The organism is Nannocystis pusilla, from assembly GCF_020073745.1.
In the GTDB taxonomy this organism is placed as follows: Bacteria; Myxococcota_A; Polyangia; order Nannocystales; family Nannocystaceae; genus Nannocystis; species Nannocystis radixulma.
Genome location: NZ_JAIRAU010000028.1, coordinates 258246 through 274699 on the forward strand (window position 1 = coordinate 258246; position 16454 = coordinate 274699).

General features: G+C 72.2%; 14 protein-coding genes. 12 read left to right on the forward strand and 2 right to left on the reverse strand.

What is annotated here, in order from left to right:
- Positions 1-6 precede the first annotated feature (6 nt).
- The 8 genes from K7C98_RS22605 (at position 7) to K7C98_RS22635 (ending at position 8249) form a co-directional block, all read left to right on the forward strand.
- Complete coding sequence (locus tag K7C98_RS22605; RefSeq protein WP_224193806.1) at positions 7-984, forward strand: DUF58 domain-containing protein; 978 nt, start codon at positions 7-9, stop codon at positions 982-984.
- Complete coding sequence (locus K7C98_RS22610; RefSeq protein ID WP_224193807.1) at positions 984-2129, forward strand: hypothetical protein; 1146 nt, start codon at positions 984-986, stop codon at positions 2127-2129. Before K7C98_RS22605 ends, K7C98_RS22610 begins: the two co-directional genes overlap by 1 nt.
- Entirely contained in the window at positions 2126-3184 is a 1059-nt protein-coding gene (locus tag K7C98_RS22615) for a VWA domain-containing protein (protein ID WP_224193808.1), read from the forward strand. Before K7C98_RS22610 ends, K7C98_RS22615 begins: the two co-directional genes overlap by 4 nt.
- A gap of 85 nt (positions 3185-3269) precedes the next feature.
- Positions 3270-3398 (forward strand): hypothetical protein, encoded by a 129-nt coding sequence (locus K7C98_RS43835; RefSeq protein WP_263429711.1) that lies wholly within the window; start codon positions 3270-3272, stop codon positions 3396-3398.
- Positions 3395-4573 carry a vWA domain-containing protein gene (locus K7C98_RS22620; RefSeq protein ID WP_224193809.1) on the forward strand — a complete coding sequence of 393 codons (1179 nt, stop codon included), beginning with the start codon at positions 3395-3397 and terminating at the stop codon, positions 4571-4573. The genes K7C98_RS43835 and K7C98_RS22620 overlap by 4 nt, the downstream gene beginning before the upstream one ends.
- Before the next feature lie 2 nt (positions 4574-4575).
- Entirely contained in the window at positions 4576-5412 is an 837-nt protein-coding gene (locus K7C98_RS22625) for a tetratricopeptide repeat protein (protein ID WP_224193810.1), read from the forward strand.
- Between the two features lie 2 nt (positions 5413-5414).
- The gene (locus K7C98_RS22630) at positions 5415-7214 is read left to right on the forward strand and encodes a BatD family protein (protein WP_224193811.1); all 1800 of its coding nucleotides are present in this window, start codon (positions 5415-5417) and stop codon (positions 7212-7214) included.
- 201 nt (positions 7215-7415) lie between these two features.
- Positions 7416-8249 carry an SH3 domain-containing protein gene (locus K7C98_RS22635; RefSeq protein ID WP_224193812.1) on the forward strand — a complete coding sequence of 278 codons (834 nt, stop codon included), beginning with the start codon at positions 7416-7418 and terminating at the stop codon, positions 8247-8249.
- Positions 8250-8431: 182 nt separating this feature from the next.
- On the opposite strand, the gene K7C98_RS22640 is transcribed toward K7C98_RS22635, so the two are convergent.
- Complete coding sequence (locus K7C98_RS22640) at positions 8432-8965, reverse strand: DinB family protein (protein ID WP_224193813.1); 534 nt, start codon at positions 8963-8965, stop codon at positions 8432-8434.
- Positions 8966-9440: 475 nt separating this feature from the next.
- Here K7C98_RS22640 and K7C98_RS22645 point away from each other — a divergent pair, with 475 nt between their 5' ends.
- Positions 9441-10145, forward strand: a complete 705-nt coding sequence (locus tag K7C98_RS22645; RefSeq protein ID WP_224193814.1) for a hypothetical protein — start codon at positions 9441-9443, stop codon at positions 10143-10145.
- An 843-nt stretch (positions 10146-10988) separates the two neighbouring features.
- Here K7C98_RS22645 and selD read toward each other — a convergent pair.
- Complete coding sequence (gene selD / locus K7C98_RS22650) at positions 10989-12095, reverse strand: selenide, water dikinase SelD (RefSeq protein WP_224193815.1); 1107 nt, start codon at positions 12093-12095, stop codon at positions 10989-10991.
- A 45-nt stretch (positions 12096-12140) separates the two neighbouring features.
- Here selD and selB point away from each other — a divergent pair, with 45 nt between their 5' ends.
- The 3 genes from selB (at position 12141) to K7C98_RS22665 (ending at position 16424) form a co-directional block, all read left to right on the forward strand.
- Positions 12141-14132, forward strand: a complete 1992-nt coding sequence (gene selB / locus K7C98_RS22655) for a selenocysteine-specific translation elongation factor (protein WP_224193816.1) — start codon at positions 12141-12143, stop codon at positions 14130-14132.
- A gap of 502 nt (positions 14133-14634) precedes the next feature.
- The gene (locus tag K7C98_RS22660) at positions 14635-15303 is read left to right on the forward strand and encodes a hypothetical protein (RefSeq protein ID WP_224193817.1); all 669 of its coding nucleotides are present in this window, start codon (positions 14635-14637) and stop codon (positions 15301-15303) included.
- Complete coding sequence (locus tag K7C98_RS22665) at positions 15300-16424, forward strand: hypothetical protein (RefSeq protein ID WP_224193818.1); 1125 nt, start codon at positions 15300-15302, stop codon at positions 16422-16424. The genes K7C98_RS22660 and K7C98_RS22665 overlap by 4 nt, the downstream gene beginning before the upstream one ends.
- Positions 16425-16454: the final 30 nt, after the last annotated feature.

The following is a 16454-nucleotide window of genomic DNA, read 5'->3' on the forward strand; positions in this document are numbered from 1 at the left end:
CGCGCCATGGCCCGCCCGTCTTCCGATAAGGCGTCGCCGAGCCGGAGCGACGCCGAGGCCGCGAAGGAGCGCACCACCCAGCTCCTGCGCGAGATCCGTCGCATCGAGATCCAGACCTCGCGCCTCGTCAACCAGCACCTCGCCGGCTCGTACCAGTCGGTGTTCAAGGGCCAGGGCGTGGCCTTCTCCGAGGTCCGCGCCTACACCCCCGGCGACGACGTGCGCGCGATCGACTGGAACGTCACCGCGCGCACCGGCGAGCCGCACGTCAAGCTGTTCACCGAGGAGCGCGAGCTCACCGTCATGCTCGTCGTCGACATGTCGGGCAGCCTCGACCTCGGCTCGCGCGACTACGACAAGCGCCAGCTGGTGGCCCGCCTGGCCGCGACGTTCGCCTTCTCGGCGATCCGCAACAACGACAAGGTCGGCCTCATCGGCTTCACCGACACCGTCGAGGTGTTCGTCCCGCCGCGCAGCGGTCGCAAGCACGTGCTCGCGGTCGTGCAGCAGGTGCTCACCCACCAGCCGCAGAGCCGGGCCACCCGCGTCGCCTCCGGCCTCGAGTACCTGGCGCGCCTCGGCCAGCGTCACACCGTCGCCATCCTCGTCAGCGACTTCGTCGACGCCGTCCCCGAGGACTCGCCCGACGCCGCCCGCGCCTTCGAGCACGCGCTCAAGGTCGTGCGCCGCCGCCACGACCTCATCCCGATCCGCGTCGAGGACCCGCTCGAGCTCGAGCTGCCCGCCCTCGGCCTCGTCGCCCTCGAGGACCTCGAGCTGCTCGGCCTCGGCGGCGACACCTTCCTCGACCTCAGCCCGCGCCGGGCCAAGAATTACCGCGCGCGCGTCGAGGCCGAGCGCGCCCGCCTCGACCAGATGCTGCGCAAGCTCAGCCTCGACAGCATGTCGATCCGCTGCGGCGACAACTGGCAGCAGCCGCTCGTCAACTTCTTCGCCCGCCGGGCCCGGAGGATGCGCCGCTGATGCTGTCTCTTCTTCACGGTCTGCTCGCCACCCTGCTCGCCCAGGCCCCCGCGCCCGTCCCGGAGCCCGAGCCCGCGCCGGGGCCCGTCGACGAACCTGTCTCCGAGGACATCTCGACCGCCCCCGCCGGCGACAGCCCGGTGGCGATCAGCGCGCGGGTCACCCCCGATCCCTCGCAGATCGGCGACCTGATTAAACTCGAGGTCACCGTCGCCTACCCGACCGGCTACGCCGTCAACGTCCCGCTCGGGCTCAAGCTCGACCCGCTGCACCTCGTCTCGGTCGAGGAGAGCGACCCCGAGAGCACCGGCCAGGGCCTGCGCAAGGTCTTCACCTTCACGATCCAGCACTTCAATGTCGGCGAGGCCAGGACCCCCGCCTTCCCGATCACCTACGTCGCCCCCGACGGCGCCGTGCAGACCGCCCAGGTCCCGCCGCACAGCTTCACCGTCACAGCCCTGCTGGCCAACGAGGCCGACCCCAAGCGCCAGGGCGAGGACCCGCCGATCTCGCTCGAATACCCCAACCACCGCGCCGAGACGGCCATCTACTACACGGCCGGCGCGCTGGTGGCCGGCTTCGTCTCGGCGCTGTTGTGGCTACGCTGGCGCCGGCGGCCGCGCCCGGTCGTGCTGCCGCCGCCCGAGCCGGCCGACCGCGTGGCCCTGCGCGCGCTCGACCGCCTCAAGGAGGCCGACTACGCCGGCCGCGGCGAGTTCCAGCTGCACTACCTCATGCTCACCGAGATCCTCAAGGGCTACCTCGAGGGCCGCTTCGGCATCGACGCGCTCGAGCGCACCACCGACGAGCTGCGCGCCGCCCTGCTGCGCAGCGAGGCCGCGATCGCCCCGCTCAAGCCGACCGACGTGATCCGCTTCCTGCAGCAGTGCGACCTCGTCAAGTTCGCCCGCTTCGCCCCGCCGGCCGGCGAGGCCGCCGACGCCATCGAGCAGGCCCGCAGCATGGTCCAGGCCACCACGCCGGTCTCCCCGACCAGCCCGAAAGAGCAGGCCCCCAAGGACATGTCCTCCGCGACAGCTCCCAAGGAGCAGGCCCCCAAGGACGGCCCGCCCGCGCCGCCCTACCGCCCCGAGTCGGACATCCCGACCGAGCCGGTGCCCAAGTTCAAGGAGGACGACCGGTGAGCGCCTCCCCGCCCGGCCGGCTCGCCGCCGTGCTGCACAACCTCCTGCCGATCCTCGGCTTCGCCGGGCTCGGCCTCGGCCTCTCGCTCGCCGGCCTCGCCGCCTACCTCGGCGCCGACCTGCGCCACGTCGTCATCGCCTCGCCGTGGTGGCTGCTCGCCGCCCTCGTCCCGGCGCTCGCGGTGCTGGTCCGCGGCGTCCTCTCGCCGCGCCCCGCCACCCTCAAGTTCTCGCGCGCCGCCTCGGCGCGCCGCCTCGGCCCCGGCCTGGCCGCGCGCCTGGCCCACCTCCCCGACGGCTTCCGCCTCGCCGCCGCCGTCCTCCTCGCCCTCGCGCTGGCCCGCCCCGAGTCGAGCCGCGCCACCGACCGCGTCGAGCACCGCGGCATCGACATCGTCGTCGCCCTCGACCTGTCCGACTCGATGGAGGCCGACGACCTCTACCCGAACCGCCTCGAGGCGGCCAAGGACGTCATCGACAGCTTCATCGCCCGCCGCCGCCACGACCGCGTCGGCATGGTCGCGTTCGGGGCCACCGCCACCACCGTCTCGCCGCTGACCGTCGACCACGGCGTGCTGCGCCAGCTGGTGCGTCGCCTGCAGCTCGGCAGCATCGACGGCAGCAAGACGGCGATCGGCGCCGGCCTCGGTCAGGCGCTCAACCGCCTCAAGGAGTCCGACGCCGACAGCAAGGTCGTCGTCCTCCTCACCGACGGCGTCCACAACGCCGAGGGCGTCGACCCCGACTCGATGGCGCGCGAGGCCGCCGACCGCGGCGTCCACGTCTACACCGTCCTCATCGGCCGCCAGGCCGCCTCCACCGACCCCGGCCGGCTCGAGCGGATCGCCAGCACCACCGGCGGCTACGCCTACACCGCCGTCGACCAGCAGGCCCTCGTCACCACCTTCCAGGACCTGCTCAACAAGCTCGAGCGCTCGACCATCCTCGGCGAGCACATCCGGGCCCAGCTGTTCCACCTGGTCTTGTGGCCAGCCCTGCTCCTCCTCATGATCGACATCGTGCTGCGCTCGACCCGCCTGCGGAGGTTCCCGTGAGCCCCGTCGTCGAAGCCATCCGCGACCTCGCCCAGGACGCCGAAACCACGGACGTCTCGCGCTCGACCTGCTTGCGGAGGTTCCCGTGAGCCCCGTCGTCGAAGCCATCCGCGACCTCGCCCAGGACGCCGAGACCCGGGACGTCTCGCGCTCGACCTACTCGCGAAGGTCCCCCGCGGTCTCGCGCTCGACCTACTTGCGGAGGTTCCCGTGAGCCCCGTCGTCGAAGCCATCCGCGACCTCGCCCAGGACGCCGAGACCCGGGACGTCCTCACCCTCTTCGAGGAGGTCGTGATCGCCCGCGAGGACCTCCTGTGGCTGCTCGTGCTCGTCCCGCTGGCCGCGGCCGCCTACCTCTGGGCCGCCCGCCAGCGCCGCCGCGGCCTCGCCAGCCTCGGCAGCCCGATCCTCGTCGAGCGCCTCGTCGGCAGCGTCAACCACGCCAGCCGGGTCGTCGCCGCCGTCGTCTCTGTCCTTTCGGTCATGCTCGTTTGCGCGGGCCTGCTGCGCGTCCAGTACGGCGGCGAGACCACCATCGTCCCCGCCACCGGCCTCGACATCGTGCTCGCCGTCGACTACAGCAAGTCGATGCTCGCGCGCGACGTCTACCCGTCGCGCAGCGAACGGCTCGCGGCCGAGCTGCAGCGCTTCCTCGACGAGGCCGACCGCCGCGGCGACCGCGTCGGCCTGGTCGTGTTCGCCGGGGCCGCGCGCGGCCTGCCGGTCAGCCGCGACGCCCGCGTCCTCAAGCTCTACCTCGACAAGGCCGACCCGCGCACCGAGAACCCCGGCGGCACCGCGATCGGCAAGGCGCTCAAGCTCGCCCTCACCTTCCTCATCGACGCCCGCCGCGCCGCCGCGGCCGGCCCCGAGGGCGGCCCGACCCGGTCGTTCCCCAAGGACGGCAAGGACGGCAAGGCCGTCGAGGACATCCCGCCGTCCGAGAGCGACCAGGTCGTCATCCTCCTCACCGACGGCGAGGACACCGTCTCGCGCCCGCTCGAGGTCGCCGCCGAGGCCGCCAAGCTCGGCGTCCGGATCTACACCGTCGGCATCGGCTCCAAGTCCGGCGAGCCGATCCAGAAGTTCGACGCCGAGGGCAACCCCGACGGCTTCGTCACCGACGAGCAGGGCAACTACCTCATGACCCGCGTCGACGACGCGACCCTCAAGGACATCGCCAAGACCACCGGCGGCGACTTCGTCCTCGTCGAGCCCGACAAGTTCGGCCTCGACAAGGTCTCCGAGTGGATCCGCGACCTGTCCAAGGGGCAGCGCGAGGACACCGTCACCGCCCACCGCGAGGAGGGCTACGCCTTCCTCGTCATCCCCGCGCTGCTCCTCCTCGCGCTCTCGCTCGCGCTGCCCGAGCGCAAGAAAGGGCCCTGACCATGCCGCTCTTCTCCACCAGCAAGCTGCTCGCCACGGTCCTCGCCGCCGGCTGGCTCGCGGAGGCCCTCGCCGGCAAAAACAGCGACGTCGAGGCCGGCATCGCCGCCTACAACGCCGGCGACCACGAGGCCGCCCTCGCCGCCTACGCCGCCGCCGAGGCCGAGCTCGGCGAGCGCCCCGAGATCTTCTACGACCGCGGCCTCGCGCTCGTCGCCAAGGGCGACAAGGACGAGGCCCGCAAGGCGTTCGAGCGCGGCACCGAGTCCACCTACCCCGACGTCCACGCCAGCTCGGAGTACGAGCTCGGCAACCTCGACCTCGACGCCGAGGCCTTCGACCCCGCCATCGAGCACTACATCAAGTGCCTCAAGGCCAGGCCCGACCACGCCAACGCCAAGTGGAACCTCGAGCTCGCCCTCCTGAAGAAGAAGCAGAAGGAGGAAGAAGAGAAGAAGAAGCAAGAGGAAGAGAAGAAGAACCAGGAAGAGAACAAGGACGAGCAGAAGCAGGACGAAGAGAAGCAGGACGAGGAAAAGAAAGACGAGCAGAAGCAGGACGAGGAAAAGAAAGACGAAGAGAAGCAGGACGAGCAGAAGCAAGACGAGCAGAAGCAAGACGAGCAGAAGCAGGACGAGCAGAAGCAAGACGAGCAGAGGCAAGACGAGCAGAAGCAGGACGAGCAGAAGGAGAAGGGCGAGCAGCCGCAGCCCCAACCGCAGCCCCAGCCGCAGCTCGACAAGGCCGACCTCGACAAGGCGCTCGAGCAGCTCGACGCCGAGGACAATTTCCAGCTCGACCGACCCGCGCGCCAGATCCGGGTCGAGAAGGACTGGTGATCGTGACCTCTCGTCGCCGCGTCCTCCAGCTCGCCGGCGCCGCCGGGCTCGGGTTCATCCTGTCCCCGAGGACAGCTCACGCCGACACCAAGTCGCGGATCGTCACCGAGATCGACCGTGACCGCGTCGAGGTCGGCGAGGCCTTCGAGTTCACCGTCCAGGTCGACAGCGAGGGCGAGCGCGGCGCCGAGGTGCCCGAGCCGGTGCTGCCCGACCTCGCCGCCATGGGCCTGCAGATCGTCGGCATGCCCGCCAGCTACCGCAGCACCAGCAGCTCGTTCAGCTTCGGCACCGGCCGCGGCTCGTCGATGACGACCCGCACCACGCAGACCACCGTCTACACCCTCGTCGCCAGCAAGCCCGGCCGCTTCGAGCTCCCCGTCCACGTCATGGAGGGCAAGACCAAGGTGGGCCCCCCGCGCGTCCCCGCGATCGAGGTCACCGGCCAGGCCGCCCCCACCGAGCCCGTCCCCGCCGCCGCAGACGGCCCGACCGAGCCGCAGGGCGACATCTTCCTGTGGACCCGCCTCGACAAGCCGACCCTGTTCGTCGGCGAACAGCTCACCTACACGCTCGAGATCTACGAGCGCCTGCCCTTCCTGCAGATCCAGCTGCGCCAGCTGCCCGGCTTCCAGGACTTTTGGAGCGAGGAGCTGCCGCAGGGCCAGATGCGTCAGGCCGTCGTCGGCAACACCGCCTACCGCGTCCACCCCGGCCTCCGCCGCGCCCTCTTCCCCCAGCGCGCCGGCACGCTCACCCTCTCGCCCGCCGAGGTCGGCATCGGCATGCGCCGCCGGATCACCGGCCGCCCCGTCAGCGTCGAGGTCAAGCCGCTGCCCGCCGGCGCCCCCCCCGGCTTCTCGCCCAACAACGTCGGCGTCTACACCATCCGCGCCGAGGCGGACCGCACCAACCTCAAGGCCGGCGAACCATTTACCCTGACGATCGCCATCCAGGGCACCGGCAACATCCGCGTCATCGACCCCGGCCCCTGGCCCGAGATGCCCGGCCTGCGCCGCTACGAGCCCAAGGTCGAGACCGAAGTGACCACCGGCGCCCAGCTCGGCGGTGAGCGTCGCTACGCCTTCCTCGTCATCCCCGAGCACGGCGGCGAGCTGACGGTCCCGCCGCACACGTTCCACTACTTCGACCCGGCCACCGCGAGCTACCAGACCGCCACCAGCGCCCCGATCGAGCTCACCGTCGCCGGCGATCCGGCCGCTGCCCCGACCGTCGCCGCCGACGCCCCACCGCCCACCGCCGCCGAGGAGGAGGGCATCCTCGCCCCGATCGTCGAGCCCGCCACGCTGCCGCGCGCGACCCCGACGCAGTCGTGGCTCACCCCCTCGCGCTGGACCTGGGGCATGGCCGCGGCCCCGATGCTCCTGGCCTTCGGGACAGCCGCGAACGCGCTGTGGCGCCGCTTCGGCCCCGACGAAGCCAGTCGCGCCGCCGCGGCCCGGCTCGCCAGGCAGCGCGAGCTGCTGGCCCAGGCCGAACACGGCCTCGCCAGCGGCGACGGCTTCTACCCCGCGCTCGCCCAGCTGCTCCAGACCGCCGCCGTCGAGCGCGCCGGCTCCGAAGGCGAGGGCCTGCCGCGCCACGCCTTGCTCGGCCTGCTCGCCCGCAAGGGCGTCCCCTCGGTCGACTGCGACCGCCTGCGCGACCTCCTCGACCGCTGCGACGCCGCCCGCTTCGGCGCCCGCGGCGAGTCTGCCAGCGAACGCGAGGCCGCCCTCCGCAGCGCCCGCGAGCTCCTGCACGGTCCCCTGAAGCACGGCGCGACCGCTCGCCCGGGATGACCGCGAACGCCTCCCCCGACCGCTCCCCTTCGACCTCCGCCCGTCACTCCTCTTCGCCACGCCCGCGATCTCTCGCGCGCTCCTCTCCGCCGCGTCTCCCGAGCCGCTCACGCGACCGACTCCCTTCCACTTCGTCCCCACCCCCCACGCGCTCTCCATGACCCGCGAACCTCCGCGCTGCGCGACCGCCCGCTCGAACCGATGACCCGCATGCGAACCCGCGCGCTCCTGCTCCTCGCCCTGCTCGCGCTCACGCCCGCGCCCGCCCGCGCCGACGTGGTCGACGAAGCCTTCGCCCGCGGCAACGCCCTCGCCGCGGCCGGCGACTACGCGGGCGCCGTCCGGGCCTACGAGGACGCCGAGGCGCTGCTCCCCGGTCGCAGCGCCGCGCTGTCGTTCAACCTGGGCACCGCCTACGCCCAGCTGGGAGAACTCGGCGCGGCCACGTATCACCTGCGCCGCGCCCTCCAGCCCCAGGCCGAAGCCAGCGTCGACATCGCCGAGGCCGCCCGTCGCAACCTGGGCGTCGTCCGTCAACGCGCCGAGGTCGCCGCGATCGCCGCCACCCTGCAGATCGATCGCCCCGAGACCTGGCGCGACGCGGCGCTGTCGGCCCTCCGCTCGCCCGCGTTCGGCTGGCTGTCTCTCGGAGCAGGTTGGCTCGCGCTGCTGCTGTGGGTCACCCGCGCCCGCTACCGCGAGGCGGCCCGCAGCGCCCTCGCGGGGCTCGCCGCCGTCCTGGCCGCCCTCTACCTCGTGCTCGGCGGCCTCCACGGCTACGCCCTGCGCACCGAGCTCGGCGCGCCGCAGGCCATCGCCCTCCCGGCCAAGCTCGAGGTGCGGGAGGGCCCCGGCATCCACCGCAAGGTCGTCTTCACTGTCCAGGGCGGCAGCCGCCTCAGCCTCGTCGAACGCGGCGCCGGTTGGGGCCGCGTCCGCCTCCCGGGCGGCCTCGAGGGCTGGGCCCCCCTCTCGGGCCTCGGTGAACTCGCGGCCCCCCCGAAGCGCCTGGCCAGCGAACCGCCCGCCCCATAGCGAAGTCGTCCATCTCGACGGCTCCGTGCATCCGCAACGAGGGTGCGGAAGCCTCGCCGTCGTCCATCTCGACCGCTGCCTGCATTCACACTGCCCGCGGTCCAAAAATCGCGCCCGCAGCCACCGCGCGAACAAAGCGGCCGCCCAGCCCGGCGGCCTGCGTGCATCCGCAACGAGCGCAGTCAGAGCGCCTTGTTCGTACGGACCCCGTGAAGGAAGCGGGCATAGCCCAGCTCGGCCGCGTTCTTGACCAGCTCGACGTTGGCCCACGCGACGATGTCCCCGAACGGTCGGTCCTGGAACGGCCAGCGGGTCCGCTGCGAGGACCGCAGGTCGTCGTCCGTCAGCGACTCGAGCGCCGCCCGCCACTGGCGCTGGAGCCCACCGAGCCACTCGCGGACCGCCTCGGCGGAGCCGGGCCACACCACGTCTTCGCGGTCGAGCTTCGCCGGGCCGAACGAGTGATCGAGCGCCATCGACCACCAGAACCCGAAGTGCCAGGTCACCCACGCGATGCTCGGCGGACCGATCTCGTAGCCTTCGTGTTCCGGCCAGTCCGCGCGCCAGGTCCCGTCCGCCGTTCGATGCACGTGCAAGCCCACCTGCGCGGGTCGCCACAAGCACTCCTCCGTGGTCAGACCGTCGAGGTGGTAGCTGGCGAGCTGCCATCCCGTCTCGAGCTGCCGGAGCAAGTATCCGAGGGCTTCGTCGGCCATGCGCAAGTCTTGTGGCGCGCTCGGGGAATCTCAAGCGAGAAGTCCGATCTCGAACTCGAGACGGATCGACCAGCGCCAGGGCATCCATCGACCGACCGCCGGCGGGGCAGATCGGCCCGACGTCCCTCGTGGCGTCGCCACCGCAAGGATGAGTTGGGCCTCTCACCAGGCTCCAGGACGATCGCAAGCGAGGCCCAGCACTCGTCAGCCACGGCCGTGCCGCGCCGCGCTCATCCCGCGGACTGGCCCGCCCTCGCCGATCGACCGCCTGCTTACAGAAAGCACGCGGCCCGGCCAGGGAAGCCGACGAATGAGCACGAGGACCTCGTCGGGGTCGCCCGGCGGCCGGTACCGTCGTGAGACCGGGTCGCGCACCTGAGGTCAGGCGCAGACCAGGGCGAGCTCGAGGCCACCGGGCGGTCGAAGTCGGCGCAGGCCGGTCTTGTTGTGCGAGCCCGCGAGCGGCCGCGCCGTCATGGACGAATTCACGCTGCATGAATTGCCGAGGGCACCCGGCTGCAATCTGGCCAGCTTCGTCCTGGTCCGCGCGCGACCGGCCTCGGCGACCGCCGACGCTGCGCACCGCTTGTTCCGGACGTGCGCCCTGCCACGAGTGACGACAACCGCCGGCTTCCGCCCGCGCGGTCCGTGCATGCACGCGTTCGGCCGCGACAACAGCCGCAACAACTTCCTTCTTTATGAGGCGGAGGGAGCGCCATGCCGGCCACACGTCCGGCGCGCTCACGCCGCCCGAGGACAGGCCTTCGCGCGGTTCAGGAGCACCGCGCCGCACCCGGCCCCGGGACAAAACAGTCGACACTTGCAGAACACCGGGGCTGTCGCGCGCCGGCCATGTTACTGTGATGGTGTCGTGCTCGCGGTTCTCGCCACCAAGATTCGCAGCAACGGTGAAGGGTCGGTCGCAACCGCCATCAAGAAGCCGTACGAGGGCTTTCTGATCAGCGAACCGATGGTCGGGCGAGGCATGGTGATCTTCCGTGACCCCAATGGCCGTCGCATGGTCACAACGGCTGTCCGCCGGATCTTGACCACTGCCGAGACCGAGGGCCGCGAGGACGAACACGAACGCCGGCTGATGTACGTCGAGACCGAAAACTCCGTATATCGCCTGGCTTTCCTCGACGCCGCCAGCCGCTCCGTGACCGCCGCCAGCGGCTGAGCGAGCGGTCGTCGAGTTCGCCGAGCAGCCCGACAATGGGCGGCTCGTGAGTTGCACGCTCGTACGAGTCGAATCGGCCAGGCTCATGAGCGCCTCGCGATCTCATGCCGGCACGGGTTGTAGAGCGCCTCCGTCACGCGAACCTCGCTAGCGGCGAGGTCGCGGAGCGCGAGGCGTCGTCCGACTGCCATTGGCCGCTGCTCCCATGGACCCCCGGTGCAGGGCCTATGTGCCGCGACGAGCCCGCCCGCTCGCCCTCGTACGCGCAGACGCTCTCGACCAGGCGCACCCGGTCGGCCGTGCCGCTCGGCCGCGGCGAACCTCCGCTCGCTCCGACCCCGCTGGTGGACCCGCCAAGTGCCTCCGGCCCGCGGCCCAACGTCACCCCTCCGAGGATTGCCGGCACACCGATCGTTCGCATCATCGCTCGTCAGAGTACCCACCCCGGATCCCCGCGCAACGCACAACGGTGGTTGGCGCTCACGAACTCTCGTTGGGTGCCCCCCACCGGGCCTGCTTCGCGAAATCACATGCCCATATATACATGTCTTTAAACACATGCTCCTTCGAGCATGCACAATCACACTCGCCGCGCAAGACACGACGAGGCTTGGTGCTCACCAACTCGGCTTGTGGCTCCGACTCACGCCGCCACACCTTACGAAACGCTGGCTCGCGCCTTGCCGGCCGCTACACCTCTGCCTGCGTATGCTCGACCCAACCGCAGCTCTCCGGCGAGATGTCCCCTCGCCTCGCGGTTCGCCACCCGCCTGCCCCGACCAAACCACGGAGCGATGGTTCGCCCGCGGTTCGCCCCTTCACGCGCGCCCCTCGACGTGCCTCCTACGTCGCGAACGCGAGCACCACCGCACCGGCCGGCATTTCATCCGTCGGCGCCAGCAGCCGCCCGATCTCCCAGCCCTGTTGCCCGGCCTCCCGCAGCGCCGCGACCAGCGCCGCGGCGCGCTCCTCCGCGACCGTGAGCAGCAGCCCGCCGCTGGTCTGCGCGTCCGCGGCGAGGATCGTGCGCAGCGGCTCCTCGTCCCCGCGTACGAGCAGGTTCGGCCGCACGAACGCGAGGTTGGCCTTCGAGCCGCCCGGCACGCGTCCGGCTGCCGCGTGCTCCAGCGCCCCGGGCAACGCCGGCAGGGCTCGCATGTCGAGCCGGGCTGCCACCTGCGAGCCGCGGAGGATGTTGCGCAGGTGACCCAGCAGCCCGAAGCCGGTCACGTCGGTGCAGGCCGTCACCCCGAAGCCGCGCGCAATCGCCAGCGCTGGCCCGTTCAACGTCGTCATGCTGCCGACTGCCGCGGCGATCTCGGCCGGCGCCGCGTGCCCCTGCTTGATCGCCTGGGCGATGAAGCCGGTCCCGAGCGCCTTGGTCAGCACCAGCACCTGGCCTGGAAGTCCTGTCCTGTTCGACAGGATCTCCGAGACAGTCACTTCTCCGGTCACGCTGAGCCCGTACTTGAGCTCCGCGTCGCGCACCGTGTGGCCGCCGACCACCGCCACTCCGGCGCGCGCGCAGGCTCTGGCGCCCCCGCGCAAGATGGCCTGCAGCACCGTCAGCGGCAGCTTGTCGTCGGGGAAGCCGACCACGTTGAGCGCGAACAGCGGGCGCCCGCCCATGGCGTAGACGTCGGACAGCGCGTTGCAAGCGGCGATCTCGCCGAAGGTCTCGGGGTCGTCGACGAGCGGGGCGATGATGTCGACGGTCAGCACGGTCGCCCGCGAGGGGTCGTCGCCGACGCGCACGACGGCCGCGTCGTCGGCGAATTCCGTGCCGACGATGACCCGTTCGTCGCCCCGATCTCCGGGCGGGGGCATGCCCTCCAGGACCTGAACCAGGTCGCCGAGCCGCAGCTTGGCGGCTCAACCGCCGCCGCGGGCGAACTCGGTCAAGCGGAGCGGCCTCGGATCTTCGCGCGTGTCGCCGGACTGACTGGACATGGCGCGGGAGTGTATCGCAGACCCCGGGCCGCTACACTGCGGCGCATGGCCAAGCCCGTGCGCGACCTGGTCCTCGGGACCGCCGGCCACATCGATCACGGCAAGACCGCCCTCGTCCGTGCCCTCACCGGCGTCGACACCGACCGCTTGCCCGAGGAGAAGCGCCGCGGGATCACCATCGACCTCGGCTTCGCCGCCTGGCAGGTCGGGCCCGGGCTGCAGGCCAGCATCGTCGACGTCCCGGGTCACGAGGCGTTCGTCCGCACCATGGTCGCCGGCGCCGGAGGCGTCGACGCCGTGCTGCTGGTGGTCTCCGCCGAGGAGGGCGTGATGCCGCAGACGCGCGAGCACCTGCTCGTCTGTCGCCTCCTGGGCATCACCCACGCCGTCGTCGCGCTCACCAAGATCGATCGCCTGCACGGCGACGCCGAGGCGATCGCCCTCGCCGAGGCCGACGTGCGCGCGGCCCTCGCCGACCTCGCCCCGGCCCTCGGCGGCGCCGCGATCGTGCCTTGCTCGGCCCACAGCGGCGCCGGCCTGTCCGAGCTCACCGCCGCCGTCCGCCGCGTCGTCGCGCAGCTGCCGGCCCGGCCGCTGCGCGACCGCCCGATCGTCCCCGTCGACCGCTGCTTCGTCCTCAAGGGCCACGGCACCGTCGTCACCGGCACCTTGCTCGCGGGGCAGCTCGAGATCGCCGCCGACCCGCACTTCACCCTCGTCCCCACCGGCCCCGACCGCCCGGTCCGCGAGCTCCGGGCCCGCGCCCTCCACGTCCGCGGCGCCGCGGCCCCTCGTATCCCCGCCGGCGCGCGCGCGGCCGTCAACCTCGGCGGCGTGGCCGTCGGCGAGCTCGCCCGCGGCGACGTGCTCACCCGCGGCCACCGCGTCGTCGCCGGCGACGCCGTCCATGCCTTGCTCGAGCACCTGCCCCACGACCCCCGGACCTGGCGCAGCGGCACCAGCGTCCAGGTCTGCGCCGGCACCGCCCACACCACCGGGCGCCTCGACCCGCTCGGTCCGCTGGTCGGCGACGAGGATGCCCCCAAGACCATGTCTCTCGCGCCAGGTACTTCGGCGCTGGTGCGGATCCGCCTCGACACACCGTTGCCGACCTGGCACGGCCAGCGGATCGTCCTCCGCAGCCACGGCGGTGACCTCGCCCACGGCCACACCTGCGGCGGAGGCGTCGTGGTCGATCCGCGGCCGCGCCCCGGCCGGGGCCAGCGCAGCCGCTGGCTTCGGGTCGCCCGCGCCCTCGCCGGCGCCGATCTGCGGGTCCGCCTGGCCGCCCTGCTCGCCGACGCCGGTGCGCTCGCCATCTCGCGCGCCGAGCTCGAGCTGCGCTCCGGCGCGCCCGACCTCGACGCTGTCCTTTCAGACATGGTCCAAAGCTCAGATGCGGTGCGCCTCGGCGACAGCCGCCACGTCGCCGCCGCCGTCCTGCCCGAGCTGGCCGCCGCCGCCGTGGCCGTCGCCGACCGCTTCCACGCCGCCCACCCCGACCGGCCGGGTTTGTCGCGCGCCGCCCTCCTCGGCGGTCTGCCCGGCCGGGTCGCCCCCGACGTCGCCGCCGCCGCCCTCGACCACGCCCTCCGGCGCGGGCTGCTCGAGCTGCGAGGCGACGTGCTGGTCCGCGGCGGCACCGAGCCCACGCCGGGCCTGTCGCCCGTCGGGCACAAGGTGCTCGATCTCTATGTCCGCGCCGGCGTCGCCCCGCCCACTCTTAAGGAGGTACAGGCGGCCGCCAACCTCACCGAGCGGCAGGCGCTGGACGCCCTGACCGCGCTGCAGAAAGCCGGCGCTCTGGTGCGGGTGTCCGCCGACCTGTCCCTCGCCCGCGAGCACCACGCCGCGCTGGTCGACAAGGTCCGGTCGCATCTCGGCGCGAGCCCGCAGATCGATGTTCAGGCCCTCAAGGGCCTCACCGGTCTGTCGCGTAAGTTCGTGGTTCCCTTCCTCGAGCACCTCGATCGGCTCGGCCTCACCCGCCGGCAAGGCGAGGTGCGTGTCGCGGGGCCCAAGCTCCATGCCGGGTGACCGCCTGAACTCGCCGGCCTCACCCGGCTCTCGGAGTCGACCGGCTCACCTGCCAGCGAGCCCGCCTCGTCGGGCAGCGACGTCCCTGGCGGATGACCGGTCCGCTCGCGCGTCGGCCCTCATGGCAAAACCGGCCGACCACCCGCGCGTCGGCCCTCAGCAAGACCGGCCGACCACCCGCTCGCACCCGCTCGCTCATCCTCGCTGGATCGGCGCATCGCTGCACCCGGGAGCCAGCCCGGGCGGCGCTCGATCGCGCCGGTTCGGTCTCTTCATACATGTCTCTTGCGCAAGGTGTCGCCCTGTTCGAGCGCGTGACGACCCTCGCGCATCGCGCACGAGGCCGCGCTGTACAAGGCGGCGGCGAGCCGATAACTTTACGCGCCATGCATGCTGTCACCTCGGCGTCGCCGGCGGGTTCGCCTGCCGTCTTGCCGACAGGTCGCGGCGCGCGGTCAACCTCAGCTCCGATGTCCCGGCCATAGCGGGACAGGAGGATCACGTGGGTCGCCTCAAACTATTCTCGCTGCTCTTCGGCGTCGGCTTGCTGTCTGCGCTCGCCCCTCTGCTCACCGCAGGCTGCATCCAGTGCGACGAATTCCTCGAGTGCACCACCAAGCCGGGCCTCCGCTACTCAGCCTGCGGGGCCAAGCAGCACGAGTTCAACGACGGCGCCTCGTTCGACGACGAGGACACCGCCTGGGATTATTGCTTCTGCAACGCCAACCGCCTCCCGTGTGAGAACGGCACCAGCTTGCGGATGTGCAATTACATGACCTACGACGGCAGCATCGTCGCGCTGTACAACGACAGCACCGTGGCCGAGCTGACCTCCTCGGTCGCCGCCTGCCTCGAATACGACGGCTGCGCCGTCGAGACCGCGCGCTGCAACTTCGGCGGCTGGTACCTCAATTGCGCCCGCGGCGATGAACGTGCCTACGTCAGCGGCGCCGGCTCGATCTTCAAGGACGAGAAGAACGCCGTCGACACCTGCGTCGAGCGCGGCCAGGGCGGCTTCAGCTGCCAGCCCATCATCAACGACTGCGAGGATCTCGACTCGTGCGCCCTCAGCAAGGCCTGCGCCGAGTTCTGCTCCGCGCCCGACTGCCGCAACAACAAGAAAGCCGCGGATTGCATCGCCGATCCCGCGTGCCGGTGGGCCCCGCAATGACCGCGCTCCGCATCTCCCTCGCCGCCGCCCTGTCGGCCGCGCTCGCCCTCCCGACACCCGCGCTCGCCGCAGCGCCCGCGCCCGCGGCCCCCGCTGTCGCGGCCGTCGACTGGTCGACCACCTTCACGCCCACCGGCGTCAGCGCGCACCTCGGCGACGACAAGCCCAACGTGATCGTCATCGCCGGCAACGCCGGCTCGCAGCCGGCCGCCGCGGCGTTCCGCGCCGCGCTCACCGCCTCCAGGCGGGCCGGCGTCGTCATCGACGGCCAGGCGCTGGGCGCCGTCGACAGCCTCGACGATCGCGCCATCGTCGACCGCGCCAAGGTCCTGCCGGTCCAGCAGATCGTCGTCGTCCGCGTGTTCGAGGGCAGCCCCGGCGCCGCGCCGACCTTCATCGCCATGGCCTACGGCACCGACGGCGGCGTCGCCGTCGCCCTCAGCGGCACCGCCGGCGTCCCGCTGCCCGAGCCCGAGCCGCCGACCGAGGTCGGCATCCCCGACGCGCCCGAGCCCGCCGACGCCGCCCCCGAGGAGCCCGAGGAGCCCGAGGAGGTCAAGCAGGCGCGCGAGCAGGCCGAGAAGGAGTACGCCGACAAGCGCCTCGGCGGCACCTGGGGCGCGCTGCGGCGCGGCACCCCGGGCACCCCGATCGGTCCGACCGAGTTCTACGCCGCCCTCGGCCGCGACGACCTCGCGCGTCAGGTCGCCCAGCGCCAGAAGACCCGCCTCGGCGTCGGTCTCGGCCTCGGCATCGCCGGCGGCGGCCTGCTCGCGGTCGGCGTCACCTTCCTGATCCTCAACGGCACCGCCGCCAAGTACGGCCCCGACTTCGGCCCCGACGACCCGCTCCGCGCCGGCACCGACCGCGTCCGCTACCCGCTGTCGATGCCCGTCTCCGGCGCCCTGCTCGGCGTCGGCGCGGCCATGCTCATCGGCATGGGCGTGTTCCTCGGCGTCTACAAGGCTCACCCCGTCGGCCGCCGCGAGGCCCCCGGCCTCATCGACAGCCACAACCGCGAGCTGCGCAAGAAGCTCGGCCTGCCCCCCGAGCAAGCCAGCGTGCGCCTGTCCCCCAGCCTCGGCGCCAGCAACGGCCTCGTCCTCACCGGCCGCTTCTGAGCCCCAAATGCCTGAAAGGACATGCTCTGC